This window comes from Oleiphilus sp. HI0117 (assembly GCF_001635235.1).
Genome location: NZ_LWGA01000356.1, coordinates 1 through 590 on the forward strand (window position 1 = coordinate 1; position 590 = coordinate 590).

The 590-nt window shown below is 46.6% G+C and carries 1 protein-coding gene; it reads right to left on the minus strand.

Annotated elements, in window-relative coordinates:
• Nucleotides 1–66: 66 nt before the first annotated feature.
• Nucleotides 67–590: hypothetical protein (locus A3757_RS26325; protein ID WP_197469749.1), on the minus strand; the 524-nt coding region annotated here is incomplete at its 5' end.

Consider the following 590-nt stretch of genomic DNA (forward strand, 5'->3'; position numbering starts at 1 on the left):
TAGGATGTGCGCACCAATTTTGTGCATTGCTTTTTTGGGGTGTTCCCTATTGGTGCTCTCTATGTGTTAGTTAATTTTGAACGCTCTGGCGATAGGTCGATGAACTGTAAATTGACTACTGGCTGAGATAAGAGCCTTGTTTTGTGGGTCGATAACTTGGACCGTGATCGTGTGTGTTCCTCTATTTAGGCTTGTTAGCAGCAAGCTCGCCCCTTTTTGTAATGCAACTTCGGCACCATCCAGCAGAAAGCGCAGTTTGTCCTCTGCTCTTAATGAAGGCTCTAATATGGTGCTTACAGTGATGTCACCCGTGCCTGAGTGGAGTGCGCTCCGGTCTATTGGTGCGCTAATAACAAGTGACTGGTAAAGAAAGCTGTCGTCTGTAGGTGCAGAGCTAAAACTTATGGGGCTTGGTTTTAGTGCAGGTATGGTTGGAACGGGTTCGACTTCCAAGGTGACGGCGTTGCTTTGTGGTTGGTCTGAGTACGATATGCTGCCATCTGGTTTTGTGACTTTATAGACGGTTGTTGTGCTGGTGCTTTCTTCGGCATACAGCTTACTCGTGCTGACGAAAAACAATAAAGCCAATA